Here is a 21632-nt window from a genome sequence, read left to right as displayed (position 1 = left end):
CTCAGCAGCCGGTGGCCCAGATGTGTGAGTCGCCCCGGTCGTTGGCCGCGCCGTTGGACCCGACCTCCTGACCGGGGGCCAGACAGACCGTCATCGAGCCGCCCTGCCAGGCGCTCTCGTAGACCCGGACGTGGTCCTTGATGCCCGGGCCCGAGATGCCGTGGTTGGCCCAGGAGGAGTCGGTGTCGGCGATCCAGCTCTCCCACCAGCCGTCGTCGCCGCTCCAGTTGGCCCGCTGGCCGCCGAAGTTCGCGTCCTGCCACACACAGAACTCCCCTGAGGGGCATTCGGCCGCGGCGGCCGGTGCGGTCAGCGCGAGTCCGCCGGCGAGGGCGAGCACGGCGGCGGCGGTGGAGCCGAGGAATCGCTTCATGAAGCGTCGTTGCCTTTCGTCGTGGGGGTGGTCGCGGACAGCGCGGCTGCCCGCCGCAGCGCGCGGGCGCGCAGCTGCTCGTAGGCGGTGACCTGGTCGCGGTGCAGGGTGCGCACCGCGGCCAGCTCGACGGGCTCCAGCCGGGCCCGGACGTCGGCGAGTCCGCTCTCGCGGGAGCAGCGCTCGGCGAGGATCGGGTCGGGGCGGGCGTCCCGCGGCTCGCCGTCCGGTGCGGCGCACCGGGTCCAGCGGTCGAGGGCCGCCCGGTGCGCGGGGTCGTCCTTCATCCGGGCCTGGGCCTCGGCGTGCAGGTTGTCGACGGTGACCTGGGCGCGGAACCAGCGGGACTGGTCGCCGTAGAGGCTCGCGCGGGCGGTGGCGACGCAGCCGTCGCTGTTGGCGGTGACGGTGAGCCCGCCGGCGAGGGTCAGGGAGAGTTCGCGGGGTCCGCTGCCGAAGAGTGCGGCCTCGAGCCGGCGGTCCTCCGCGGGGGCCCGGGCACGCGTGGTGAGGGCGAGGCCGCGGTCGTCGAGGCAGTCGGCGACGAGGCGGTGCTCGACGGACCGGAGGAGCCGGTCCTGCTCCTGCCGCGTGGTGGCGGCCGGCGGCCCCGGGAGGCCGGGCCGGACGGTGGCGCAGCCGGCCAGGACGAGGGCGGCCGCGGCCGTCACGAGTGCGCTGCGGATTCCGTGACGCATGGGGTTCCCCCTGGTGGCGGGCCTGATCGGGGCGGTCGGACGGCGTGCTCGCCGCCGTTCGTGGCGATCAATGCCCGGCGCCGTACCGGCCATGCGGAGGGCCCGTACGACTCACTCGAAGGGGTCGGACACGCCGGGGCACGCGCCGCCAAGAGGGTGCTCAGGGGGCGTGCGGGGCGTGCGAGGCCTGCGCCCGGAGTCGACAAAGCCCCGGTTGGACGGGGGATTCCAACCGGGGCCGATTGCCGTGACGTAGCGGAAGGGCGGTCGCCACTTGGGGGGGGACCTAGGGCACCGGGCCCCTTCACCGTCACATACAGATGAACGCTAAACCTTCGCCCCTTGTTCCGGGGTGTCCCCTGTGCCGGATGTGAGTCACCTCACCCGTTTTGGCACCCGCTCCACGGCTCCGGCCGGATCAGTCGTCCTTCTCGGGGCGGTACACCACACCCGGCTCGGCCTTCCCGGGGGCGAGCAGCTCGGGCACGGTGACGAAGGTGTACCCCTGGCTCTTCAGCTCGTCGATGATCCCGGGCACGGCCGGGACGGTGCCGTCGTAGATGTCGTGGAGCAGGATGATCCCGTCGCGGTGGGCCTGGTCCAGCACCCGCTTCCGGATGAGCGCGGTGTCGGTGGTGGAGTAGTCCTTGGCCGTGATGCTCCACAGGACCTGGGCCAGACCGAGCTCGCGGCTCACCTCGGCGACGGTCTCGTCGGTGCGGCCCTGCGGCGGGCGCATGAGGGTGGGCTTGTGCCCGGTGATCTTCGCTATCGCGTCCTGGGTGCGGGAGAGCTCGTCGCGGACCTCTGCGGCGTCCAGGTCGGTGAGGATCCCGTGGGTCCAGGTGTGGTTGGCGACCTCGTGCCCCTCGTCCGAGATCCGCTTGACGACCTGCGGATAGCGGTCGACGTGCTTCTTGCCGAGCAGGAAGAAGGTCGCGTGGACCTTCTTCTCCTTGAGCACGTCCAGGAGGTGCGGCGTGTCCTTGCCCGGTCCCGCGTCGAAGGTGAGCGCGATGCACTTGGCCTTGGCGCAGTCCACGCCGGCGGCGGCCGCGCCCTTGCGGTCCACCGGGGCGCCGCCGCGCGCGTCACCGGGGGTGACCGTGTCCGCGGAGCAGCCGGAGACGGTGAGGACCAGGGACGCGGCGGCGAGGAGGGCGACCGCCGGTCCCCGGCGTCGGCCCGACCTGGTTCGGAACATGAGCTACCCACTTTCCCCGAAGATGGTTCGAGTGCCGGGCCCGCGCTGGTCATGGCGGGGCCTTCCGGCACATCCAGCACTCTACACACGGTGTATAGCTGCGCCGCGAGGGGGCCCCGGCCGGGCGCCGGACCGGCTCCTGGCCCGTCCGCGCAGGACGGCCCCGGGCGGCGCCCGTCCGCTCCGCCCGGGGGCTCGGGGGTCACGGGGTCACGGGTTCATGGGGTCACGAGGTCGCATGACGTCACCCGGAGTCACGGTTCAGCGGGAGGCGAGAAGGAGTCGCGCCTCGGTCTCCTGGTCGCCGGAGACGGATTGCAGGGACTGGATGTCGAAACTGCGTGCCAGCACCTTCTCGACCTCGTCGACGGCGTGGTAACCGCCGGTGAGCGTCGCGCCGACCATGGCGGTCAGCCGGACCGGCGGGGTCTTCTCGTGCCGGCCCCCCGCCGTGTCGAAGGTGGCCATCCAGACGGTGGTGGCGGGCCCGGTGGCCGCCTTGGGGCCCGGTGCCGTCATGTCCTCGAGCTGATAGGTGTGGTCGAGGACCTCGAAGACGGCCTGGGCGTCCTCCCGGCAGCATTCGCTCAGCTGCACGGTGACATCGGTGTCGATGTGCAAGTCGTACACGTCGCTCATCTCCTCATGTCCCGCTTCCAGCATGCCCCCCGGCAGGGCGTACCGCGAGGTTCGTGGCACGGTGGAGGGGAGCGACACGGAGGACAGGCAGGGACAGCCAGGGGCAGGCAGGGACACGAGAGGAACATCGAGAGGGACACGGGAGGACAGGTGGCCGGAGGACCGGAGCGGCCTGACGAACCCGCGGGGCCCGAGGAACCCGCGGGGCCCGAGGAACCCGCGAGCCCCGAGGAACCCGCGAGCCCCGAGGAACCTGCGGGGCCCGACGAACCCTCGGGGCCCGACGAACCTGCGGGCCAGGACGAACCCGCGGGGCAGGACGAACCCGCGGGGCAGGACGAACCCGCGCGGCCCGACGACGCGGGCTTGCGCCGCGGGCGCCACGAGACGCCCGAGGAACGGGCGGACCGGCGCTGGGGCGAACTGATGCAGGAGATCAGGGTCGCCCAGACAGGCGTGCAGATCTTCTTCGGCTTCCTCCTCACGGTCGTCTTCACCCCCCGCTTCGCCGAACTGCCGGACACCGACCGGACGATCTACGTGATCACCGTCTCGCTCTCCGCCGCGGCGATCGGGGCGCTGATCGGCCCGGTCTCCTTCCACCGGATGGTCGCCGGGCGCCGCCTCAAGCCCCGGGCGGTCATCTGGACCTCCCGGCTGATCTCCGTCGGGCTCGTGCTGCTCCTCGCCACCCTGACCACGGCCCTGCTGCTGGTGCTCCGGGTGGCGACACGGGCCTCCTACGTGCCCTGGCTGGTCGGGGGCCTGTTCCTCTGGTACCTGCTGTGCTGGTTCGTCCTCCCGCTCTGGGTCCGCCGCCGCCACACGGACGACAACCGCTGACCCCGGGGGCCCTCCCCCCCGTTACCTTTTCCGTGGCTCCGCAATGGGGCCTCCGGCCTTCGGGTCCGGCATGACTTCCCCCCCCCTTGTTGTTCAGGATCCGGGGGGTGGTGTCACCGGGTCCGGAGGCATCGCCGGACCCGGTGATGAGGGGCTTGAGCACCGGCTTCACCCAGGCTGGAAGAGCTCTCCGTAACGTGGATGTGGCAGCTCGGTGCCGAGGCAAGGCCGGACGAAAGCGTGATGGAGGGGCCTGCGCGTGATCGACACCGGCGACATCGACGTCTTCCTCGGCCTGGACGTCGGCAAGGGCGAACACCACGCCACCGCCGTCACCCCGGCCGGAAAGAAGGCGTTCGACAAGCGCCTGCCCAACACCGAGCCCAAACTCCGCGAGCTGTTCGCAAAACTCCAGGCCAAGCACGGAACGGTGCTCGTCGTGGTCGACCAGCCGGCCTCGATCGGCGCCCTGCCGCTGGCGGTCGCCCGGGACATGGGCTGCCCGGTCGCCTACTTGCCGGGGCTGACGATGAGACGGATCGCCGACCTCTACCCGTGCGAGGCCAAGACCGACGCGAGAGACGCTTTCATCATCGCGGACGCGGCCCGCGCGATGCCGCACACACTGCGGGCGATCGACGGCGAGGACGAGACGATCGCCGAGCTGGAGATGATCGTCGGGTTCGACGACGACCTGGCCGGCGAGGCGACCAGGGTCGCGAACCGGCTGCACGGCCTGCTGACCCAGATCCATCCCTCCCTGGAACGGGTGCTGGGACCGCGGTTGCAGCACCCGGCCATCCTCACCCTGCTGGAACGGTTCGGCTCCCCGGACCAGATACGCAAGGCCGGACGGCGTCGACTGGTCACGCTGCTGCGGCCGAAGGGTCGAAGAAGCACTTCACGTCATCCCACAGCAGATCAGCCACCCCGCCATGCTGCCCCGGCTCACCGACTCGACGCACCCCCGTTTCCCTTGACCAAAGATAGGGGCACCCCCCTCCCCCCCTCCGCCCTCCGCCCTCCCTGTGGACGGCTCTCAGCCGCCCGCGAGGACCCGCTCCACCGTGTCGGCCTCGGCCGCGCTCTTGTCCGGGCGGTGCCGCAGGACCCGGGCGAAGCGCAGGGTCACCCCCGCCGGGTAGCGGGTGGAGCGCTGGAGCCCGTCGTAGGCGACCTCCACGACGAACTCCGGCCGCACCCGCACCGTGAACCCGTCGTCGGACACGGCCAGTTCGCCGAGCCGCTCGGTCTGCAGACGAAGCATCTCGTCCGTGAGCCCCTTGAAGGTCTTCCCCAACATCACGAACGTGCCGTCGGCCGCCCGGGCCCCCAGATGCAGGTTGGACAGCAGCCCGGTACGCCGCCCGTGCCCCCACTCGGCGGCGAGCACCACCAGGTCCAGGGTGTGCACGGGCTTCACCTTCAGCCAGCTGCGTCCCCGGCGCCCCGCGACGTAGGGCGCGTCGAGCGCCTTGACCAGCACGCCCTCGTGGCCGCGGGCCAGCGCCTCCCGGAAGAAGTCCTCGGCGGCCTCGGCCGCGCCGGGCTCCGCCGGGTCGGCGACGACGCTGCGGCGCACCCGCAACGGCTCGGGCAGCAGCCGGGCGAGCACCCGGTGCCGCTCCTCCCCCGGGAGGTCCACGAGCACCCGGCCGTCCGCCGCGAGCACGTCGAAGAAGACCGGCGACAGGGGCAGCGCGGCCCGTGCAGTGGCCACGTCGACCCGGGAGCCGACCCGGGAGGCGATGTCCTGGAAGGGCATCGGCCGCCCCGTCGCGGGGTCGACCGCGATGACCTCGCCGTCCAGGACGAGCCCGTCGCCGCGCGTCTCCAGGGCGACGGCGACGACCTCGGGGAGCCGGTCGGTGATGTCGTCGAGGGAGCGGGTGTACACCCGGACCTCCTCGCCGAGGCGGTGGACCTGGATGCGGATCCCGTCCAGCTTCTCCTCCACGACGCAGGGCCCGAGGCCGCCGAGGGCCTCCGTCACGCTGCCCGCGGTGTGGGCGAGCATGGGCTGCACGGGACTGCCCACCCGCAGCGTGAACGTGTCGAGCACCGCGGCGCCCTCGGCGAGCACGGCCCTCGCCACCCGGGGCAGCGAGCCTTCGAGCATGACGGCCCGCCGCAGCTCCTCCGGTGCCACCTCGGCGGCCCGGGCCACCCCTTCCAGCGCGATGGCGTCGAGAGCCCCCTGGCGCACCTCCCCGGACAGAAGCCGGATCAGGAACTCCTGCTCGCTGAGGGTGGCGGCCTCCATCAGCCCGCGTACGAGCCGTTCGCGACGCGCCTGCGCCCCCGCGCCGGAGACGGCGGCGAGTTCGGTCATGACCCCGTCGGTGCCGGCGAGGGTCAGGGTCGGCTCGGCGGCGGGCCCGACGGCCGGCGGGACGACGTGCTTGAGCACGCTCCAGCCGACGCCGATCCGCCCCTGCGGAAGCCGCCCGGAGAGGTAGGCGATGACCAGCGGGCTCTCCTCGGGCGCCGCCTCCGCGAACAGTTCGGCCAGCAGGCCGATCTTCCGGGACCGCGCCGAGGTGGCCGCGACCTTCCCCGACACGTCCGCGACCCGGGCCAGCAACATGCGCCCATCGTGCCCGCGCCCCCGCCCCTCCGCACCCCGGCCGACCGCCGGCCGACCGCCGGGCGACGTTCCGCCGCTCCGCAGTTCCGCCGGGCATCGCACCGCCGCTCGGCGGTTCCGTCCTCCGCCGTTGCCCCGCGCCACCCGGCCTAGCCGCGCACCGCCTCCCTGCGCCTGCGACGGAGCCGGTCGAGCAGGCCGCGCCTGACGCGCCTCCCGGGCGGCCGGGTGACGCCCGCCGGGCGCACCGGGCCGGGTGCGCCGGACGGAGGATCGTCCTCCTGCCCCTCACCGTCCTCACGGACGGGCGCCGCCTCCGCCCCCACCGCGGCGGCGGGCGGCCCCCTCCGTCCGTCCGGCCGTGGGGCCGGGCGGTCGGCCCGGGCCTCGTCCAGGGCGAGGGCGAGGCTCATCCGGTGCCAGAGGATCTCGTCCGGGTCGTCCGCGAGCATCAGCCGGTCGGCGATCTCGCGGGCGGTCGGGCCGGTCGGACGCCACGCGGGCGGCGCGGGCCGGAGCCGGTCCACATAGACCCGCTCGTACGGGTCGTCGACGACCTCCGCCAGCTGGAGGGGGTCGAGCAGCGAGGCGATCGCCGCCGTGCGCACCCAGGGGTCGTCGCTCGCCCGAAGCAGCGAACCGAGCCGCCGGGCCCTCCAGTTGCGCGGCCGCCAGTCCTCGAAGCCCTCGGCCCTGGAGCGCACGTCGAGGGGGAGGCGCCCGCTGAGGAGGCCAGGGTGGTTGAGGGCGAACTCGCCCAGTTCGGAGGCGGGGTAGAGCCAGACGACCCGTCGATAGCGGTTGACGTAGAACCTCAGCGGGCTGAAGTGGCCGGTCCTGGCGAGTCTGGTGAAGCGGTCCCGGGTGACCTCCATCAGACCGGCACCCTCCGTCGCGCCGACGAGGCGGACCCGGTCCCTGAGTCCGTCGGGGAAGTCCGGGGCGGCTCTGAGCCGTTCGATCTCGCTCCGGTGCACGCGTCGGCGGGCCGCGCCCGCGGGCCCGTCCGGGCCGGCGGCGGGCGCGGAGCCCGTCGCCGTCCCCTGCGCCCGTCCCGGTACGGTCCGGACGACGCCCAGTTGGACGGCGAGCTGGAACTCGTCGCGCCGCAGTCCCAGCTCTTCTGCCGCCCGCCCCGGTGCCACCGTCGGCGAGCCGTTCTCCTGCGTGTCCATACGGTCGGTCCTCCCCCACGAGTCGTGAATACTCTCGGTGACGACCGTAACCCGTAGTGACTATCCTTCGCTCGGCCTGTGGATAACCTCGCCGCCGGGCTGTCGCGCCGCCACGCCCAGGTGCTCGCCGACCCGGTTCACGAGCAGCGTCATCTCGTAGGCGACCTGGCCGACATCGGCCTCCGCCGCGCTCAGGACGCACAGGCAGCTGCCGTCCCCGGCCGCGGTCACGAAGAGCAGGGCCTCGTCGAACTCGACCATCGTCTGCCGTGGCCGCCCGGCCTTGAAGTGCCGGCCGGAGCCGCGGGCGAGGCTGTGCAGACCGGAGGAGACCGCGGCGAGGTGCTCCGCGTCCTCCCGGGCCAGGCCGCTGCTCGCCCCGGTCACCAGGCCGTCGTTCGACAACACCAGTGCGTGCTGTATGGAATCGACCCGACCGGTCAGGTCGTCGAGAAGCCAGTCGAGTCCTCGGTCCAACGCCATCGTGTGGTCCTCCCCCTGTTGGTGCCTGTCACCGGTCAGCCTTACGCACTGTCGTGGACAGAGCAAGCACCCGTCGCCACCTGCGCGCCGCCCCGCGCACGCGACGCCCGACGGCGCTCATCCCACCGAGTCCAGAAGCCGTGCCGTGTGCATCCGGCCGGCGTACTCGACCAGGCGGATCAGCACCTCCTTGCCGGAGTCGCGGTCCCTGGCGTCGCAGAGCACCACCGGGGTCCCGCGGTCGAGGTCCAGGGCGCGCGAGACGTCGTGCGCGCCGTACGTCCGGGCGCCCGGGAAGCAGTTGACGGCGACGACGAAGGGGATCTTGCGGTGCTCGAAGTAGTCGACGGCGGGGAAGCAGTCCTCCAGGCGCCGGGTGTCGGCGAGGACGACCGCGCCGAGCGCCCCCTGGGACAACTCGTCCCACAGGAACCAGAACCGGTCCTGTCCCGGGGTCCCGAAGAGGTAGAGGGAGAGTCCGGAACGGATGGTGATGCGGCCGAAGTCCATGGCGACGGTCGTGGTGGTCTTCTGGGCGACGCCTCCGGTGTCGTCCACCGACTCCCCGGCCCGGCTGAGCAGTTCCTCCGTCCGCAGCGGCCGGATCTCGCTCACGGCGCCGACGAGGGTGGTCTTGCCGACCCCGAAGCCGCCGGCGACCAGGATCTTCAGCGCGAGGGCCGTGGTGTCCACGCCGCCCGCCGGGGTGCTCTCAGAGCGCTCGTAGGCCATCGATTACTTCCCTCAGGATGCGTTCATCAGGGAGTTGCGCGGGCGGGACGGGCCTGCTGACCCGTACGAACCCCGCTTCGAGGAGGTCGCCGAGGAGCACCCGCACGACGCCGACCGGGAGGTCGGCGTCGGCCGCGAGTTCGGCGACCGACTGGGTCTCGGCCCGGCACAGGGCGAGCAGGGACCGGTGCTCGGGGCCGAGCAGGGACTCCTCGGCCCCGCCCGGCGGGTCGTCGTCGACGACGACGAGCGCGATGAGGTCGAACCGTACGTTGCTCGGTCCCGGTTTGGTGCGGCCGCCGGTCAGGGCGTACGGCCGGACCAGCGGCCCGGCCTCGGCGTCGTACCACCGACTGCCCGGCTCTGCCCGGGCCGGACCGGCACTGCCAGCGCTGCCGGCGCTGCCCGTGCTGTCAGTGCTGCTGGTTCTGCCGGTACTGCCGATGCTGCCGATGCCGTCATCGCCGGCGGTGCTGCCCGTGCTGTCGGTGTTCATGGGGCTCTCCGGTCAGCCGGCGGCCGGCGGGGTCACGGTGAGCCGCGGCGGGGTGTGCAGGTGTTCGCCGACCCGCTTCACCAGGCGGGCCATCTCGTAGGCGATGAGGCCGATGTCGGCGTGGACGGAGCTGAGCACGGCCAGACAGGAGCCGTCTCCGGCGGCCGCGACGAAGAGGAAGCCGTCGTCCATCTCGACCATCGTCTGGCGCACCCCGCCGGTGTGGAACTGGCGTCCGGCGCCCTTGGCGAGGCTGTTGAAGCCGGAGGCGATGGCGGCCAGGTGCTCGGCGTCCTCGCGGCTGAGCCCGCTGGAGGCGCCGACCGCGAGGCCGTCGTTGGAGAGGACGACGGTGTGCCGGACCTCGCGGACCCGGGTGACGAGGTCGTCGAGGAGCCAGTCGAGCTCGCCGGAGCGGTGGTGGGACATCCTCTCGTGGTCGATCATGCGTCGTCTCCTTCACTGCCGGGGGCGCTGGTTGCGGGCCGGCCGTGGTGACCGGAGCCCAGGGGGCGTCTGCTGCCGAGGGGGGTGCCGTGGGCCGGGGTGCCCGGGGCGGGGCCGCCGCCGCGCTGCCAGCCGTCGCGGTAGGCGGCCATGCGGTCCCTGACCTGCTCGGGGGTGCGCTCGTCCGGGGCGGGCCCGGTGTCCGCCGGGGCGTACGGCCCGGCGGCGGGTGCCTCGCGCAACTGCGGTACGAGGCTGGCCTGTCGCACCCGTCGGGGCAGGTCGGCGCCCGGGTCCGGTGCTCCCTCGCCGCCCGCCTCGGGCGGCCGGCCGTCGGCGCCGTCGCCGGGCGGGGCCGGGGGCGGCGGCAGGACGGGGGCGGGGCGCGGCGGGGGTGCGGCGGTCACGGAGCGGGTGCGCTGGCGGAGGGCGGTGACTCCGGCGGGCGGCGGGCCCTGCGCGGCGCGGCCGCCCGCCGCCTGCGGCCCGCCCTGCGCCTCACGAGGTGCGGGGAGCGCCGGTATCCGGGGCGGGCGGGGCATTTCGGGGTCGTGCCCGCGGGCGGCCTGGGGCGGGAGGACGACCGGGTCGGGGCGCTCTCCGCGTACGGGCGCCTCGGCGGCGTGGCCGGTCTCGGCGCCGCGCGTGGGTCCGGGCGCATGGGGGATCTGTGCGGGGTGGCCGGTGGCGGTGCCGCGGCCGGGCGGGAGGGCGCCCTGGAGCAGGTCGGTGGGGAGCAGGACGACCGCGGTGGTGCCGCCGTAGGGCGAGGTGCGCAGGTGGACCCGGATCTCGTGCCGCGCGGAGAGGCGGGAGACGACGAAGAGTCCGAGCCGGTCGCTGTCGAAGAGGTCGAGGGCCTCGGACTGGGCGATCCGGGCGTTCGCCTCGGCCAGGCTGTCCTTGCCCATGCCGAGGCCGCGGTCCTCGATCTCCAGGGCGTAGCCGTTGCCGACGGGTTCGCCGCTGATCCGGACCTTGGTGTGCGGCGGGGAGAACTGGGCGGCGTTCTCGATGAGTTCGGCGAGCAGGTGGGTGAGGTCGGCGACGGCGCCGCCGACGATGGCGGTCTCGGGGAGCTGCCGGACCTCGACGCGGGCGTAGTCCTCGATCTCGGAGACAGCGGCGCGGACGACGTTGGTGAGGGGGACGGGCATGCGCCAGGCGCGGCCGGGGGCGGCGCCCGAGAGGATGATCAGACTCTCGGCGTGGCGGCGCATCCGGGTCGTGAGGTGGTCGAGCCGGAAGAGGTCGCCGAGTTCGTTGGGGTCGTCGGCGCGCCGTTCCATGGTGTCGAGCAGGTTGAGCTGGCGGTGCACCAGCACCTGGCTGCGGCGGGCGAGGTTGACAAAGACGCCGGAGATGCCGTTGGCGAGTTCGGCGCGCTCGACGGCGGCGGAGAGCGCGGCCCGGTGGACGGTGGTGAGCGCCTCGCCGACCTGGCCGATCTCGTCCTGGGGCGCGGGTCCCGGCGGGGCCTCGGCCTGGACGTCGATCTCCTCTCCCGCGCGCAGCCGGCGCATGGCGGAGGGGAGTTTGCGGCGGGCGATCTCCAGAGCGGTGTTGCGCAGGCTGACGAGTTCGACGACGAGGCCGCGGCCGATGCGGACGGAGATGGCGAGGGAGGCGGCCACGGCGGCGAGGCCGAGGAGGACGGCGGCGCCGCCCGTGCTGAAGGCGCCGCCGCCGAACGGGTCGGCCCGGTCGGCCGCGGCGCGGTGGGCGGCCGCCTCGATGGCGGAGATGCCGTCGCGTACGACGGCGTGGGCGTCGTCCCAGTCGGCGGAGGGGGCGGCCTGGGCGGCCCGGCGGCCGGGGTCGGCGGCGCGGACGAGGTCCTCGGCCTCGGTGAGCTGCCGGTAGCCGGGCTGGGCGGTGAGCGCGTGCCAGGCGGTGCGCTGGGCCGCGGGCAGGTCGGCGGTGGCGGATTCGACGAGGGCGCGGCGGGCCTCGACGGCGCCGCCGAACGCCCGGAGGTGGTCGGCGTCGAGCTGCCCGGTGAGGTGGGCGGAGCCGAGGAGGGCGTCCTCGCGGGCCAGCATCTCCCCCGCGCGGGCGAGTTCGAGGAGCACGCGGGCGTCGGAGCCGGCCTGGGCGTCCTGGATGCCGGTCAGGGCGCCGGTGACGGCGAACCCGGCGGAGACCGCGGAGGTGTACGCGTCGTAGATCTGGTCCCGGTCGGCGCGGCCCTCGGCCGCGGCGGTGCGGAGCCGGCTCAGTCCCTCGGCCTTCGCGACGAAGGCGGCGACCCGGCCGGAGACGTCCTCGGGGAGGTTGCCGGTGTCGCCGACGGTGTGCCGGTCGTCGAGGCGGAGCCGGGCGACGGCGGCGTCGGTGCGCCCGATCCGGTCCTTGAGCTCGGCGGAGCGTCCGGTGCCGGGGGCCGCCGTCTGGCGGACGGCGGCGCGGCGCTCGTCCTGGAGGGCGGCGACGGCGGCGGCGACGGGCTGCCGGATGTCGGTGTCGACCGTCTGGAGGAGGCGGAGGCGGGCGATGTCCTGGGCGGTGGTGACGGTGGCGAATCCCCAGAGGGCGAGCAGGGACACGACCGGGACCATGAGCAGGGAGACGATCTTGGCGCGGACCGTGCGGGGCCGCAGTCCGCTCACGCGGGCGCGCGCGGGCGGGCGGCTGCCGGGGCGGGAGGCGGGGCCGGCGGAACCGGGACGGGGGCCGGCGGTTGCGGAGGCCGAGTGGGCGGAGGCCGAGTGGGCGGAGGCCGAGTGGGCGGTGGCCGAGTGGGCGGTGGCCGAGTGGGCGGTGGCCGTGCGGGGGGCGGTCGGCTCGCTCCGTGCCGTCTCGTCGGCGGGCCGCCCGGCGTGCGCGCGGCGGCCGCGGGCCGCCGTGGACGGTTGCGCCGGGGGCTCGGCCTCCGGGGTCTTGCGGGGAGTTCGCATGGCCTCCTCGTTCCTTCGTTCACGGCCGGCCGGTAAGGGGCGGTCCGCCTGGTGCTCGGGGCTTACGGTGCGGGCGACGGCGCCTGTGGTGTCCCGGCGGGCGCCCCTGGGGCCTCAGGCCCGCACGTGGCGGGGGTCCGCCGGGGTGTCGTCCACCGGGCCCGAGGGATGGGGGCGGGCGGGCGGGACGGGGTGGCGGGCGTCCGGCGGCTCGGGGCGGAAGCCGGGGGGTGCGACGTCCACGGCGCGGTCGTCGGGTTCGGTGAGCCGTCCGGCGGAGGCGTAGGCGGCGCGTTCCCTCGCGGTCGGGGAGAGCGCGACGAAGGCCGAGGTGATGAAGAGGTAGGAGCCGAGGCCGACGGCGAGCGGGAAGATGAACTGCATGACGGAGGCGCCCGGGAGGGGCGCGGCGGAGGGGGATACCTCGACCCGGACGGCGAGCATGCCGGTGTAGTGCATGCTGCTGACCGCGGCGCCCATGACGAGGGAGGCGAGGGCCACGGCCGCCGGTGCGTGGATGTTGAGCGCCGCCCAGAGGGCCGCCGTGGCCGCCACGACCGCGATGACGACGGAGAGGGCGACGAGCATCGGGTCGTACCGGACCTCCCCGTGCAGCCGGAGGGCCGCCATGCCCATGTAGTGCATGCTCGCGACGCCGACGCCGGTGGTGAGGCCGCCGATCAGGAGGGAGCGGCGGCTGTCGCGTCCGTATCCGACGGCGACGACCCCGACGCCGACGACGGCCATGGCGACGACCAGGCTGAGCAGGGTGAGCGGGACGTCGTAGCGGATGTCCGTGCCGGTCACGCCGAAGCCGAGCATCGCGACGAAGTGCATCGTCCAGATGCCGGTGCCGAGGGCGGAGGCCGCGGCGAGCAGCCAGTTGCGCCGTGAGCGGCCGGTGGCGTCGAGGGCGCGTACGGTGCAGCGCAGACCGAGGGCGGCGCCTATGCAGGCCATCGCGTACGACAGCGCGGGTGTCAGCCAGCCGAAGGTGGCGTGGTCCAGGTGTCCCATGACTCAGGGACGCTAGTGCGCCCCCAGGGGCGCATCAGGGGCGCATTTCGAAAGCTGATGGAATATGACAGAGAGATGGTCCCGAACGATCGCGGCGGACTCGAACGTGCACACAGAACGTTCACTCGTCCGGGGAGGAACCTCACGCCTGCGGGTGACCCCGCCGGTACGCGATCATGGGGCGCATGAGCGATGACCCCACACAGGTACGCGAGTTCTTCGGCGTGCGCGCCGCCGACTGGGACTCCCGGTTCCCCGACGACGGCCCCGCCTACGCCGCCGCCGTCGCCGACCTCGGGCTGCGCCCCGGCGACGCCGTGCTCGACGCGGGCTGCGGCACCGGCCGCGCCCTGCCCCCGCTGCGCGAGGCGGTCGGCCCGGCGGGCACCGTGATCGGCGCGGACCTGACGCCCGAGATGCTCGACGCGGCGGTGGCGGCCGGGCGCGGGAAGGCCGCCGCGCTGGTCCTCGCGGACGTGGCCCGGCTCCCGCTGCGGTCCGGCGCGCTGGACGCCGTGTTCGGGGCGGGGCTCGTCTCGCACCTCGCCGACCCGGCCGCGGACCTGCGGGAGCTGGCCCGGGTGGTCCGGCCCGGCGGGCGGCTCGCCCTCTTCCACCCGATCGGCCGCGCCGCGCTCGCCGCCCGGCACGGCCGGCAGATCACCGACGACGACCTGCGCGCCGAGCCCAACCTCCGCGCGGTGCTGACCGGTTCGGGATGGGAGCTGGAGAGCTACGTGGACGAGGACGACCGGTACCTGGCCCTCGCGGTGCGGCGTACGGAGTGACCGTGCGGGCGATCCGGTGATCACGCCTGTGCCGCGAGGAAGTCTCCCGCCGCCCCGCCGGACGAGGCCCGGCCACCCCGGCCCGCCCGCCCGGCCACGTCTTCAAGAACTGGCCGATCGACGGCGAGCCCTCTGCCGGCGACGAGGACCGCTCCAGGGGCATGACGGCGATCCTCGTGCCGGATGGCCCTCAACTGCCCGTTTATTCCTCGTTTATTGGCGTGTGTCACGGTGTTCCGGACCCAGCCCCATCAGCGGACGGAGTACACGTGACCACGGCAGCCGCATACCTCAACGAGGCGACCTTGAAGTTCCGTCTCTCCTTCACCGCAGGTCCCGACCTCGAAGGAACGCTCCAGCGCACGTCGGGCACCACCGTGGTCGGGAGCACCTACTACCACGGGCTGCCCGACCCCAAGGGCGTGAACGCGGGCAACTACATGCACAACAAGGATCCGGAGCGGCAGACCATCAACCTCCTGGCCAACATGGTCCTGGAGCGGCTCGGCTGCCCTGACGACCAGTACCTGAACCAGATCTTGGCGCAGGTCACCGGTGGCGAGATCCAGCTCGTCACGGACAAGGGCCCCTGCCACTCCTGCCGGGACATCATCAAGCAGTTCCTGCGGGACTTCCCGATGATCGGGTCCTTCGTGGTGGTCTACCGCAAGACCAGCGGACGGGGTGAGCCCATCCTGGCCCTCGAACCCGCCGGAGCAGGCCTCTACGGCTCCTACGGTTACGCGGACGCGGTGGAGGTCAACGGAAGCTGGAGCAAGACACTGCGCTGACGAGGCGGAGCGCTCGGCGGCTCGGTGGAGCACTCCTCGTGAAGCCGCGCTCCCCTGACCTCGCAACGCCTCCGGGCCGGCTGCGGTACGCCTCGCGTACCGCTGGTCAGCTTGCAGGGGATGCGGACGGGGGACGTAGCCGTTCCTCATCCGCGCAGGTCACACTGCATTCCTCTCGACGGGCAGGTTACCGGCTGGTTAGGGTGCGCCGACGACCAGATGGGGAGGCTCACGTGAGTGGAGCGGAATCCGCCGTGCCCGGCGCGGAGGACGGCGACGACGACGCGCTGTTCGTGCTGACGGCGGCGCTGCTGACGCCCGCGCGGTTCCCGACCGTGCTCGGCGACGACTACCCGGCCGCCTGTGCCTCCCTGGGCCTCGCACCGTACGCCGAGGGCTACGGGCTCGTGCTCGGGCAGGACGGCACGGGCGCCCGGTGGACCGTGGTCGTCGACGACGTGTCGCTGGTCGCCGTGGCCATCTCCACCTGGGACTGCGGGATGCCGTACGACCTCTCCCCCGACGAGCGCTCGGTCGTCTCCGCGCTCCCCGGCTGGCCGCTCGCGGTCGCCGCCGCCGCGCACGGCCTTCCGGCGCCCCACGATCCCGCGCCGGAGGAGGGCTCCCTGGAGCCGCTCTCGCCGCCGGACGAGAACGGGTGGGGGCCGGCCCAGCGGCGGCTCGGCGCGGACATGGTGGCCCTTCAGTGGGCCGAGTGGCGCGGGCGGATGGACGCCGGGACGGAAGGGGCCGGGGACGGGGCCGGCACTGTGGCCAGGGGTGGGGGCGGAACGGGAGCCCCGGGCGGGGACGCCGCGGCGGGCTCGGATGCCGCCGCGGCCGGCGGCTCCCCCGTGCCCGTGCCCGGCCCCTCCGCCGGGGTGCGCCGGGCGCTTGCCGAACTCGGCGCCTACCTGGAGGAGGCTCCGCCCGTCGGCCGGGTCCGGTCCAGCTTCGCCGGGGCGACGCGCGGACCCTGCGCGCCGACGGGCCCGGCTGGTCGCTGGTGGCGCGGACCGGTGACATGGCCTTCGTCCTCCTCGACGACGCGCCGAACGAGGTGCTTCCGGTGACCCCGGGGCCGAAGCTGCCCGCGCTCCTCGAAGCGCTCGACGCGATGGCGGTCCGGCCCTCGTAGGCGCCCGGGGAAGACGAGGGGACGACGCGAGGGGACGGCACGGGGCCCGGCGCGAGGAGACGGCACGGGGCCCGGCGCGAGGGTGCCCGCGGTCCACATGTCGGCGGAGGCCGAGGTGTGGCCCGGGCCCATGGTCCGGTGACCGGGGGTGCCGCGCAGGATGTGGCGGCGCGCCGCGGTGTACGCCGACGCACCACGGCGCGCGCCGGCGCCCGCAGCGCGCCGGGCGCCCGTACCGTCGTCACCCCCGGAGGCCCACCATGCGCCCGTCCCAAGGCGTCCCCCTGCTCGCCGCGCTCCTGACGGGGCTGACCGTCCTCGGGCCCGCGGCTCCCGCCGGGGCGCAGGTCCCCGGGCACTGCGCCCGACAGGAGCGACTGCAGGTGCCGGGGGCGGAGCGCCAGGAGTCGGCGTGCCTGCCGGACCTGACGACCGCGGGGCTCGCCGGCACGCCGTACACCGACATGGGCGACCAGGCGGGGCTCTCGGCGAAGGGGACGCGCCATCCGTCCGGGGTCCCGGGCGTCCAGATCGACGGGTACTTCCCCGACGACTCGCGGTCCAACGCGACCCACGGCTGGGCCCACGACGCGCAGTTCGTGATCCGGCTGCCCGACGACTGGAACGGCGGCCTGGTCGTCACGGGCGCCCCGGGCACCCGTCGGCAGTACTCCGCGGACACGATCGTCTCGGACCAGGTGCTGGCCCAGGGCTTCGCGTACGCCGCCACGGACAAGGGGAACACGGGCGCCGACTTCTTCACGGACGGGCGGGAGCCGGGCGACGCGGTCGCGGAATGGAACCGCCGGGTGACCGAGCTGACCAAGGCGGCGAAGAGGGCGGTGCGCCAGCGCTACGGGAAGGCCCCGCGCCGCACGTACATGACGGGCATCTCCAACGGCGGCTATCTGACCCGCTGGCAGCTGGAGAACCGGCCCGAGCTGTACGACGGCGGCGTCGACTGGGAGGGCGTGCTGTGGACCACCCGCGGCCCCAACCTCCTCACCAGCCTCCCGGTCACCGTGGCCCGGACCTTCGGCACGGCCACGGACGAGGACCTGCTCCGCGCCGGCTTCGCGCCCGGCTCGCGCTTCCTGTGGCCGTACCACGAGAAGGCCTACTGGGGTCTGACGCAGAAGATGTTCCGGGCGGAGTTCGACCCCTCGTACGACCCGAAGTGCCCCGGCGCGACGGCCGGCACCACCGTGCCGGAGATCCTCGCGCCGTGCGCGTCGGACGCCGCGTACGACTACGCGTCCCGGCCGGCCTCGGTGCACCGGGCGGTCGCCAAGGTGGCGCTGACCGGCCGGATCGGCAAGCCGCTGATCACGCTGCACGGCGACCTGGACACGCTGCTGCCGGTCGCCACCGACTCGGACGTGTACGCGCGGATGATCGACGGACGGGGGCGGGGCGCGCTGCACCGCTTCTACACGGTCCAGGACGGCACCCACACCGACGGGCTGTACGACACGTACCCGGACCGGCTGCGGCCGATCCTGCCCTGCTACCGCTCGGCGTTCACCGCGCTGACCCGGTGGGTCGAGCGGGACGTGACGCCGCCCGCGGACCACGTGATCGCCCGGCCGGCCGACGGCGACGTGGTCAACTCCTGCTCCGTGGAGTGATGGTCGCCCGCCGGCCCCGCCCCGCACGGCGCAATGATCATCCGCCTGCGGGGCGTGGGCTATGTTGGAACACGAGCGACTGAGAGGGAGGTCCGCCGGTGTCATCGGGGCAGCAGGCACGCGCACAGGCGGCCGCGATCACGCCCGGCGGGACCCCGCCGGGGGCAGGAGAAGGCGCCCGCCGACCGGCTGCTCGCGCTCTTCGACGGACACCGACTCTCCCCCGGTCAGCGGCGGATCGCCCAGTACCTGATCGACCACCTCACCGAGGCCGCCTTCCTCTCCATCACCGAGGTCGCCGAGCGCGTCGGCGTCAGCCAGCCCTCGGTGACCCGGTTCGCCGTCTCCCTCGGCTTCAGCGGCTATCCCGCCCTGCGCGACGCGCTGCAGCCCATCGCCCTGAGCGCGGTGGCCGGCACCCCCGACACGCGCGAGCAGATCCGGCAGAACGAGCTCCAGGCCGCCGTCGACGCCGAGATCGAGAACCTGGAGAACGTCCGCCGCCTCCTCGCCGACACCAACCAGGTCCTCGAGATCGGCCGCGAGCTGGCGCGCTCGGTGCCGCTGACCGTCCTGGGCCTGCGGATCTCGGTGTCGCTCGCGGAGTACTTCGCGTACGCGGCCCGCCGCATCCACCCCGACGTCCGCCTCGTGACCCGGGGCGGCAGCGTGGCCTACGACGCGCTGCTCCAGGCCCGGGCGGCCGGCGGCGAGTGGGTGCTGGCCTTCGCCATGCCGCGGCACGCCAACGAGACCCTGGCCGCCCTGCGGGCCGCCCGGAGCACCGGCCTGCGGGTGGTGCTGATCACCGACCCGACGGTCGGCCCGCTGGTCGAGGAGGCCGACGTGGTGCTGACCGCGGGGACCGGTTCCCGGCTGGTCTTCGACTCGTACGCGGCTCCCGGGATGCTCTCGGCCGCCCTGCTCCAGGCCATGGCCGACGCCGACCCGGAGCGGACCCAGGCCCGGCTCGAACAGTATGAGCAGGCCGCTGACCAGCACGGATTCTTCCTCTAGCGGCAGCTCCGGAGGCCGCGGAGGCCGTGTCTCCGCAGAGGGGTATTCAGGACCCGCTCCTGCATGAAATTTTTCATACCCTTGCGTACTCGACAGTAAATATATTTACTGACTGCGGCGTTCCGGATCCGTCAGGAGCCAGGGAGGACGACCCCACGTCCTCGTCGATCAGCCACCCAGCGCGTCGCACCTCCTCGCGGCGGGACCGGGTGACGTTCAAGGCTCATGGATCCCTCGGAGGAGCGCCCGTGGCGGCCTCGGCCAACCCCCCCTGGGCCGAGGCCGCCTCCCACTGTCTCGATCAGAGCTTCGACACCCCTCGGAAGTGACGAGAATGTCCCAGACGGCCACCCTCACGCGCAGCCCCGACTGGCCCCTCCAGGTCAAGGCCCCCGGCACGCACGACTGGGAGCGCACCGCGACCCGCTGGATGCGCGACCTCCTCCCGGCCCGTTACGGCGGTTACTCGACGCTGACCCGCCACCCCGCCGTGCTCACCCGGCACGTGCAGCTGCAGCTCCAGCACGAGATGCGGACGGTGCGCGCGGCCCTCCAGACGAGCCGGGCCGAGCTGCCGAGGATGGGCGTGGCCGAGGTGGTCATCGAGAACACGATCCGGATGTACGCCACCGAGCTCGACCAGCTGGGCCGGCTCTCCCGGGGCGTCCGCCTGGTCTCCGAAGCGCTTCTGGTGGGCCCCTCCGGGCAGCGCAGGCACTGACCGGAGGGCCGGGAAGACCGGGAAGACCAGGAAGACCAGGAGGGACGGGAGGACCGGGAGGGCCGGGAAGGCCGCACGGACCGGGCGGGTCGGCCGGACCCTGTCTCCGTCAGCCCTGGCAGACGCCGCGCGCGTAGTCGTACGTGGCGGTCGCCTGCGAGTACTTCCACTGCGGGGCGAGCAGGCTGTCCGCGAGCTGGCGGGCGGCGGCCGGGCTCTCGATCACGTAGCCGAAGTCCTGGAGCCAGGACGGGTACAGGTTCTTCGAGCCGATGTAGAAGGCCGCGTCGTCCACCGAGACCAGCTTGTGGTGCTGCGCGTACGGCTTGCCGTCCGCCCAGGTGGCCTTGTCGGAGGCGCGGAACGAGGCGAGCTGGAGGCTCTGGCACATGGCCGTGCGCGCCTTCCGGTCGTCGCCCGTCAGGAGCTTGAGGCGGGCCCGCAGGACGTCGCTCACCTCGGACAGCGACGTGATCTGGGAGTAGCCGCCGCTGCCGACGGCACCCCGGTTGGCCGGGTCGCTGACGACGATGCGGACCTTCACCCCGGCGGCCAGCTTCGCGGCCAGGGTGTCGTAGAGCCGGATGTCGAACCGGGGCAGCAGCGGGCAGAACGCGTTCAGGTCCTGCTGCGAGATCTCGACGTGCTCGGTCGCGCTCGCGACCAGCGCGCGCAGGGCGCTCTCCTCCGGGTTGACCGTGTCGTAGTCCCGGTCGGCGTTGGTGTGGTCCCGGCCGGTCAGGCCGCACTTGGCGGCGGAGGCGTCCGGCAGCGCGGGCTTGAAGGGCGAGGCCGGGTCGCTCTGCCGGATGCCGACGCCGAGGCCGCCGACCGCGATCGCGGGGACGTCGCCGACGGCCGCCGGGGCGGTGGTCCGGGGCAGGGTGGGCAGGCAGCCGGCGCCGTTGGAGGAGGCGAACCAGACGCTGCTCCAGCTGCTCTTGTTCTTGCAGGTCCAGTCCCACAGGGCGTCGAGGTAGCGGCCCGCGGAACCCGCCGCCGGGCCGGAGAGCGCGAGGTCGACGTCGTTCACCGGGTGGGTGGTGTCCAGGTAGTCGTCCTTCCAGCTGTTGATGCCGCCGGTGATGACCGACTCGCCGTCCACGACCACCAGTTTGGAGTGGTTCCAGGAGAAGCCGGTCTTCGAGGACGTCATGGAGGCCACGTTGAGCGTGATGTCCGCGGCGTCCGGACCCAGCTTGGCGACCAGCTCGTCGCGGTAGGAGGACGGGATCACGTTGGCGTGGTAGACCGGCGCCGCGCCGACGAGGACGCGCACCTGGAGCCGGTTGCCCTTCCGCGCCGCCTCCTTCAGGCCCGCCACGATCGCGTCCTGGAAGCCGCCGTTCGGGAACGGGGCCAGGGTGGATATGTCGACGCTCTGCCGTGCCTGCGCGATGTCCTCGCGCACCTTCTCCAGCAGGCGGCGGGAGCCGGGGCGGTCGGCGCAGGAGGGGTCGCCCCAGCAACCGGGGGTCTGGAGCAGCCAGTCGGAGCCGCCGGGGGCGGAGGCGCCCAGGCGGTTCCCGGCGGTGCGCTCCCAGACGGAGCCCTCAAGACCCGGGGAGACCTGGCGCAGGGACTGCTCGACGGCGTCCAGGCGCGGGGTCGGGGAGGGCGATGCGGCGGACGCCGGGGCGGCCGGCAGCAGGGCGAAGGAGAGCGTGAGGGCCAGGGCCGTCGTGCGGACGGTGCGTGCCAATGTGGTTCCTTGGAAATGGGGAGTGGCTCAGGCCGGGCGGCACCGCGGAGCGGGCCCCCGACCTTGATCAACTCGCGCAAGTTACCAGCACGTAGCCTTCAGTTCACCCGAACCGGTCGGAATCCGGCCATCCGGTAAGCCCCTCAAGGACGGGGGCCGAACCCTCCTCGGTGTGACCGGACCCACGCCGGCTCGCCCTGGCCCACGTCGACCGGACCCGGCCGTTCCGCCCCGACAGGGGCCCGCCCCGACCGGC

General features: G+C 73.8%; 19 protein-coding genes and 2 pseudogenes. 8 read left to right on the top strand and 13 right to left on the bottom strand.

Annotation, left to right across the window (positions count from 1 at the left end):
• Nucleotide 1 precedes the first annotated feature (1 nt).
• The 4 genes from ABD981_RS01390 to ABD981_RS01375 form a co-directional block, all read right to left on the bottom strand.
• Entirely contained in the window at nucleotides 2-373 is a 372-nt protein-coding gene (locus tag ABD981_RS01390) for a peptidase inhibitor family I36 protein (RefSeq protein WP_046911531.1), read from the bottom strand.
• Complete coding sequence (locus ABD981_RS01385) at nucleotides 370-1071, bottom strand: hypothetical protein (protein ID WP_046911530.1); 702 nt, start codon at nucleotides 1069-1071, stop codon at nucleotides 370-372. The genes ABD981_RS01390 and ABD981_RS01385 overlap by 4 nt, the downstream gene beginning before the upstream one ends.
• A gap of 418 nt (nucleotides 1072-1489) precedes the next feature.
• Complete coding sequence (locus ABD981_RS01380) at nucleotides 1490-2275, bottom strand: polysaccharide deacetylase family protein (RefSeq protein WP_046911529.1); 786 nt, start codon at nucleotides 2273-2275, stop codon at nucleotides 1490-1492.
• 261 nt (nucleotides 2276-2536) lie between these two features.
• Nucleotides 2537-2914 carry a hypothetical protein gene (locus ABD981_RS01375; RefSeq protein ID WP_046911528.1) on the bottom strand — a complete coding sequence of 126 codons (378 nt, stop codon included), beginning with the start codon at nucleotides 2912-2914 and terminating at the stop codon, nucleotides 2537-2539.
• 366 nt (nucleotides 2915-3280) lie between these two features.
• Between ABD981_RS01375 and ABD981_RS01370 the strand changes: the two genes are divergently transcribed.
• Together ABD981_RS01370 and ABD981_RS01365 are read left to right on the top strand one after the other, a co-directional pair.
• Nucleotides 3281-3757 (top strand): DUF6328 family protein, encoded by a 477-nt coding sequence (locus ABD981_RS01370; protein ID WP_046911554.1) that lies wholly within the window; start codon nucleotides 3281-3283, stop codon nucleotides 3755-3757.
• A 259-nt stretch (nucleotides 3758-4016) separates the two neighbouring features.
• Nucleotides 4017-4664 (top strand): annotated as a pseudogene (locus ABD981_RS01365) (IS110 family transposase); the annotation flags it as partial.
• Nucleotides 4665-4796: 132 nt separating this feature from the next.
• Here ABD981_RS01365 and ABD981_RS01360 read toward each other — a convergent pair.
• The 8 genes from ABD981_RS01360 to ABD981_RS01325 form a co-directional block, all read right to left on the bottom strand.
• Entirely contained in the window at nucleotides 4797-6344 is a 1548-nt protein-coding gene (locus tag ABD981_RS01360) for an ATP-dependent DNA ligase (protein WP_046911526.1), read from the bottom strand.
• Between the two features lie 149 nt (nucleotides 6345-6493).
• Nucleotides 6494-7519 (bottom strand): DUF6397 family protein, encoded by a 1026-nt coding sequence (locus tag ABD981_RS01355; protein WP_046911525.1) that lies wholly within the window; start codon nucleotides 7517-7519, stop codon nucleotides 6494-6496.
• Nucleotides 7520-7579: 60 nt separating this feature from the next.
• The gene (locus tag ABD981_RS01350) at nucleotides 7580-8002 is read right to left on the bottom strand and encodes a roadblock/LC7 domain-containing protein (protein ID WP_046911524.1); all 423 of its coding nucleotides are present in this window, start codon (nucleotides 8000-8002) and stop codon (nucleotides 7580-7582) included.
• A gap of 117 nt (nucleotides 8003-8119) precedes the next feature.
• Nucleotides 8120-8734, bottom strand: a complete 615-nt coding sequence (locus tag ABD981_RS01345) for a GTP-binding protein (RefSeq protein WP_046911523.1) — start codon at nucleotides 8732-8734, stop codon at nucleotides 8120-8122.
• Nucleotides 8715-9059, bottom strand: a complete 345-nt coding sequence (locus ABD981_RS01340; protein WP_046911553.1) for a DUF742 domain-containing protein — start codon at nucleotides 9057-9059, stop codon at nucleotides 8715-8717. Before ABD981_RS01340 ends, ABD981_RS01345 begins: the two co-directional genes overlap by 20 nt.
• Nucleotides 9060-9242: 183 nt before the next feature.
• Nucleotides 9243-9677, bottom strand: coding sequence for a roadblock/LC7 domain-containing protein (locus ABD981_RS01335; RefSeq protein WP_046911522.1), 435 nt, complete (start codon nucleotides 9675-9677; stop codon nucleotides 9243-9245).
• Nucleotides 9674-12574, bottom strand: coding sequence for a sensor histidine kinase (locus ABD981_RS01330; protein ID WP_345527454.1), 2901 nt, complete (start codon nucleotides 12572-12574; stop codon nucleotides 9674-9676). Before ABD981_RS01330 ends, ABD981_RS01335 begins: the two co-directional genes overlap by 4 nt.
• 114 nt (nucleotides 12575-12688) lie before the next feature.
• Complete coding sequence (locus ABD981_RS01325; RefSeq protein WP_345527452.1) at nucleotides 12689-13591, bottom strand: MHYT domain-containing protein; 903 nt, start codon at nucleotides 13589-13591, stop codon at nucleotides 12689-12691.
• Nucleotides 13592-13776: 185 nt separating this feature from the next.
• Between ABD981_RS01325 and ABD981_RS01320 the strand changes: the two genes are divergently transcribed.
• From ABD981_RS01320 to ABD981_RS01295, 6 genes and pseudogenes are all read left to right on the top strand, one after another.
• On the top strand, nucleotides 13777-14379 hold the full coding sequence (locus tag ABD981_RS01320) for a class I SAM-dependent methyltransferase (RefSeq protein ID WP_345527450.1): 603 nt from the start codon (nucleotides 13777-13779) through the stop codon (nucleotides 14377-14379).
• Nucleotides 14380-14648: 269 nt separating this feature from the next.
• Entirely contained in the window at nucleotides 14649-15170 is a 522-nt protein-coding gene (locus tag ABD981_RS01315; protein WP_345527448.1) for a hypothetical protein, read from the top strand.
• Nucleotides 15171-15403: 233 nt separating this feature from the next.
• On the top strand, nucleotides 15404-16243 hold the full coding sequence (locus tag ABD981_RS01310; protein ID WP_425586392.1) for a hypothetical protein: 840 nt from the start codon (nucleotides 15404-15406) through the stop codon (nucleotides 16241-16243).
• Between the two features lie 325 nt (nucleotides 16244-16568).
• Entirely contained in the window at nucleotides 16569-17936 is a 1368-nt protein-coding gene (locus ABD981_RS01305) for a tannase/feruloyl esterase family alpha/beta hydrolase (RefSeq protein WP_345527446.1), read from the top strand.
• Between the two features lie 98 nt (nucleotides 17937-18034).
• Nucleotides 18035-18953, top strand: a pseudogene (locus tag ABD981_RS01300) (MurR/RpiR family transcriptional regulator).
• Between the two features lie 334 nt (nucleotides 18954-19287).
• Complete coding sequence (locus tag ABD981_RS01295; protein WP_345527444.1) at nucleotides 19288-19674, top strand: hypothetical protein; 387 nt, start codon at nucleotides 19288-19290, stop codon at nucleotides 19672-19674.
• Nucleotides 19675-19783: 109 nt separating this feature from the next.
• On the opposite strand, the gene ABD981_RS01290 is transcribed toward ABD981_RS01295, so the two are convergent.
• Nucleotides 19784-21376, bottom strand: coding sequence for a phospholipase D-like domain-containing protein (locus ABD981_RS01290; RefSeq protein WP_345527442.1), 1593 nt, complete (start codon nucleotides 21374-21376; stop codon nucleotides 19784-19786).
• Nucleotides 21377-21632: the final 256 nt, after the last annotated feature.

This window comes from Streptomyces showdoensis (genome assembly GCF_039535475.1).
Lineage (GTDB): Bacteria > Actinomycetota > Actinomycetes > Streptomycetales > Streptomycetaceae > Streptomyces > Streptomyces showdoensis.
This window is presented reverse-complemented; position numbering and strand designations above follow the sequence as displayed.

Coding starts and splice junctions, on each gene's coding strand:
- ABD981_RS01355 (WP_046911525.1), bottom strand. CDS start 7,519: ATGGACACGCAGGAGAACGGCTCGCCGACGGTGGCACCGGGGCGGGCG.
- ABD981_RS01385 (WP_046911530.1), bottom strand. CDS start 1,071: ATGCGTCACGGAATCCGCAGCGCACTCGTGACGGCCGCGGCCGCCCTC.
- ABD981_RS01375 (WP_046911528.1), bottom strand. CDS start 2,914: ATGAGCGACGTGTACGACTTGCACATCGACACCGATGTCACCGTGCAG.
- ABD981_RS01380 (WP_046911529.1), bottom strand. CDS start 2,275: ATGTTCCGAACCAGGTCGGGCCGACGCCGGGGACCGGCGGTCGCCCTC.
- ABD981_RS01360 (WP_046911526.1), bottom strand. CDS start 6,344: ATGTTGCTGGCCCGGGTCGCGGACGTGTCGGGGAAGGTCGCGGCCACC.
- ABD981_RS01305 (WP_345527446.1), top strand. CDS start 16,569: ATGCGCCCGTCCCAAGGCGTCCCCCTGCTCGCCGCGCTCCTGACGGGG.
- ABD981_RS01325 (WP_345527452.1), bottom strand. CDS start 13,591: ATGGGACACCTGGACCACGCCACCTTCGGCTGGCTGACACCCGCGCTG.
- ABD981_RS01350 (WP_046911524.1), bottom strand. CDS start 8,002: ATGGCGTTGGACCGAGGACTCGACTGGCTTCTCGACGACCTGACCGGT.
- ABD981_RS01335 (WP_046911522.1), bottom strand. CDS start 9,677: ATGATCGACCACGAGAGGATGTCCCACCACCGCTCCGGCGAGCTCGAC.
- ABD981_RS01330 (WP_345527454.1), bottom strand. CDS start 12,574: ATGCGAACTCCCCGCAAGACCCCGGAGGCCGAGCCCCCGGCGCAACCG.
- ABD981_RS01345 (WP_046911523.1), bottom strand. CDS start 8,734: ATGGCCTACGAGCGCTCTGAGAGCACCCCGGCGGGCGGCGTGGACACC.
- ABD981_RS01320 (WP_345527450.1), top strand. CDS start 13,777: ATGAGCGATGACCCCACACAGGTACGCGAGTTCTTCGGCGTGCGCGCC.
- ABD981_RS01390 (WP_046911531.1), bottom strand. CDS start 373: ATGAAGCGATTCCTCGGCTCCACCGCCGCCGCCGTGCTCGCCCTCGCC.
- ABD981_RS01295 (WP_345527444.1), top strand. CDS start 19,288: ATGTCCCAGACGGCCACCCTCACGCGCAGCCCCGACTGGCCCCTCCAG.